A 3,330-nucleotide genomic window follows, 5' to 3' on the forward strand; every position below is an offset into this window, starting at 1 on the left:
AAAATCAGCAGCGATCGCTAAACCGGATAAAGCGTGTTTATCAGCTTCCTTGCCAGCGATCGCAGCTACCAAACCAGCTTTAATTGGGTCTGGTTTAACTTTCATGAACTGCTCGACAAGTTTAGGAACATAGTCTTCTGGTGGCAAATTATCTAACTTACTTCTATCGGGAGTAAAGTTAAATTCTGCGGCTTGAGCCTGCTCTAAAACACACCATTCTATGTATTCTTGCAATGCTGCATCGGGAACGCGAGGGAGATAATTATGTAGCGCTAAATCAGACACAAGCTTACCGTGTAAATTGCTGTTTTATGCAAATGCATTAAGGCAAGCCTAACGCATCGTTTCTAGAAGTTTTGGTGTGTTACGCTACGACTGTTGAATAAATAGTTAGATTATTAGATATCTCAAGCAAAAATCATCCTAAAGTAGAGTGATGATGCCCATCATAGTGAAATAATTGTCGATTAACGGAAAACCACAATTACGAGGATATATTTTAAAGAATATTTACAGATGTATTCAAGTTGTATCTATCATGGGAATCTTAAGAATGTTATCACCCACTTTGATTAATTAGTTTAAAGAAGGCAGAGTTAGCTATGGGAAAAGATTATGTTTTATTTCTGCATGGCGTAAATGTACGGGAATCGAAAGAAAATGAAAGAAACCAGAATTACACCTATGCCGACAAGTTATTTAACTTGATTGTTGAGCTAGTCCGGCAGAAAGATCGTAATCGTGAATGCGTCAAAGTACCTCTTTACTGGGGTGATGTCAACGAAAGCGCCTTGAATGAACTACTAACAAACCTGAAAGGCTCGTCTAAGTGGAACCAACTCTGGTTTCAGGATTTTCGCCAGAAGCAAATATTGCAATTTGTCGGGGATGGAGGACTGTACATCAGTCGCCTAATTGGATCAATGGCGGCTAACCAACTCAAAAAGCAAACATTTAAAGGCTTAGAAAAGTATAAACAGGACGATCGCCTACATTTGGTTACTCATAGTTGGGGGACAATTGTACTGTTTGACATTCTGTTTGCCAGCCGTTGGGATAATCAGGAAATTCCTGGCTATCAGAGTGTAAAGGATATTCGAGATAAGCTTTATGGCGTTGGGGACAAGCCTAAAGAAGGTATCCGACTAGCTAGCATTCAGACTATGGGTTCTCCCATCGCCTTGTTTAGCTTAATTAGTATCAATGGTAGAAATGCTAATGATGAAAGTACTCATGACATCAGCCCTGGTTTAAGTAATTTGTTGAAGAACCTTACCCAAGGAGATCGAGAGTTGTCTTGGCTCAATTTTATACATCCTGGCGATCCAATTGCTTGGCCGCTAGAAAATGTCATCATCAAGTTAATTCCCAATTCTGGTTCTTACGTTAAGGTAGAAGACGTTCTCACTAGTGACTCTGGTTTCTTGAATTTATTTGCTCAAACTCCCCCCATCCGACAAACATTTTTGGCTTTGGCAAATGGCGGCAGCGCTCACGGAAGTTATTGGCAAAATAAAGATGTAGCACAGCGAATAGCAACAAATATTCTAAGGGTTTAATATTATTGTGTTTTAACCAACCTCAATATTTCGTTTTTTACCTTTTTGTCTCTGCGCTTTCGGTATCTTTCGGACTACCAGTTAAAAAAATATCCTATCGTAGGGGCGCAATCTCTTGCGCCCCTAAAAAGTAGAGAACCCACTGATCCAGTAAGCTGTACGCTTTTAGCGTCTCTAAGAGTTACCCATTGCGAATTGTGAATTGGTATAATATTTCTGTTCTGAAAAATGCTGGAGTTGGAGTGAGGTCTAAATCAATGACTTTAATACTTGAAACTCAGAGGCTGTTGTTAAAACCAATTTTAAAGAATGGATTGAACACACTACACACTATTCTCATTGACTCATACGTTAGAAAGTATCTGTGCGATGACAAAATTTTTCCATTGCAACAGGTTGAAGAAATGGTGATACAAAGCCAGAATAATTTTGAAGAAAAAAAACTTGGTTTATGGTTTATTGAAACTAAAAATGAACAAGAAATTATTGGATTTGTTGGTTTGTGGGATTTCTTTGATGAAGAACAGCCCCAATTAGTTTATGCTTTGCTGCCTGAAGCAACCAAAAAGGGCTATGCTACCGAAGCGGCAACCAAGATACTGGACTATTGTTTTAATAAACTTAACTATCAGTATCTTTTAGCAAGCTGCGATCGCCCAAATCTTGAATCGCAAAAAGTAACAGAAAGAATAGGCATGACGAAGGTGGACGAAAAAATCGTGAATGGCAATCCCCTAGTATTTCTCAGAATTGAGAAATACTAGGTAAAAATATTGTAAGTTAAGTTACTTGTGCGTAGCGCATAACACAGCCTTGTAGCTGATTGCAATCTAAATTGTCTACGTCAGTCTGTTGTTTAGGGATGAACGCAATAAGCAGCAGTGATCGCTGAAATAGCAAATGCGATCGCCGAAATAGCGAATACGTAGGCGTAGCCAGCCGTAGGCATTAAGATTTGGCTGCCCAAAGTATGGAAATATCGTACTTATTAAACATCGAATCGGCACTCACAAGCGTCATTTCTTCTATCTGAGCCTGTGCAATCAACATTCTGTCAAAAGGATCTCGGTGATGCAAAGGTAAAGCAGCCGCTTGTAAAGCATGAAAAGCTGTAATTTCTAGCGATCGCATTGCCAACACTGTCATCCGACTAGAAATATAACTGTCTAGGGGATCTGCCAGTGGTAACTTTCCAATCGCAACTTTTATTCCCATTTCCCAAATACTGGCAACTGAGAGCCACAATTCATTGGTTTCATCGGCAATATGGGCGATTGCTGCTTCATTCAAAAGCTCTGGTTGGGTAAACCACCATAACCAGCACTGTGTATCTAGCAAGAGTTTCACTCCTCACCGCCCTCAAATGCTGCCAAAATTTCTTCTGGTAAAGGGGCATTGAAATCATCCGGCACTACAAAACGCCCTTTATCTTGCCCTAAACTATTGAGTCGATTTGATGAGGAACGAAACGGAATCAACTTGGCGATCGGAATACCTCGGTTGGAAATAATGATTTCTTCTCCAAGTTCTACGCGTGACAACAGCTTTGAGAGATTCGTTTTAGCTTGATGAATATTTACGGTTTCCATAAGATTAAACTAAGTCTGTAAACTAAGTTTAGTCTGATTGTCATAGTGGTGCAAGAGCGATGTCTACAACGGTCTACGCCTACGCTCAGGTAGATGACCAATCCAGTAAGCTGTAAGTAAGCGTTGTCCAATGTAATCGGCGAAGTAGCAAATGCGATCGCCAAAGTAGCAAATGCAAACGC

5 protein-coding genes are annotated in these 3,330 nt (G+C 40.0%); 2 read left to right on the forward strand and 3 right to left on the reverse strand.

What is annotated here, in order from left to right:
• On the reverse strand, positions 1-285 hold a 285-nt coding region (locus VE944_RS23605; protein WP_324982743.1), incomplete at its 3' end, for a hypothetical protein.
• 317 nt (positions 286-602) lie between these two features.
• Here VE944_RS23605 and VE944_RS23610 point away from each other — a divergent pair.
• The gene (locus VE944_RS23610) at positions 603-1,559 is read left to right on the forward strand and encodes a hypothetical protein (RefSeq protein WP_324982746.1); all 957 of its coding nucleotides are present in this window, start codon (positions 603-605) and stop codon (positions 1,557-1,559) included.
• Between the two features lie 257 nt (positions 1,560-1,816).
• Positions 1,817-2,323 (forward strand): GNAT family N-acetyltransferase, encoded by a 507-nt coding sequence (locus VE944_RS23615; RefSeq protein ID WP_324982749.1) that lies wholly within the window; start codon positions 1,817-1,819, stop codon positions 2,321-2,323.
• A 184-nt stretch (positions 2,324-2,507) separates the two neighbouring features.
• On the opposite strand, the gene VE944_RS23620 is transcribed toward VE944_RS23615, so the two are convergent.
• A complete protein-coding gene (locus VE944_RS23620) occupies positions 2,508-2,906 on the reverse strand; it encodes a type II toxin-antitoxin system VapC family toxin (RefSeq protein ID WP_324982752.1) in 399 nt (132 codons plus the stop codon).
• Entirely contained in the window at positions 2,903-3,148 is a 246-nt protein-coding gene (locus VE944_RS23625; RefSeq protein WP_324982755.1) for a type II toxin-antitoxin system Phd/YefM family antitoxin, read from the reverse strand. Before VE944_RS23625 ends, VE944_RS23620 begins: the two co-directional genes overlap by 4 nt.
• Positions 3,149-3,330 lie beyond the last annotated feature (182 nt).

The sequence above is a fragment of the Nostoc sp. genome (genome assembly GCF_035638895.1).
In the GTDB taxonomy this organism is placed as follows: Bacteria; Cyanobacteriota; Cyanobacteriia; order Cyanobacteriales; family Nostocaceae; genus Nostoc.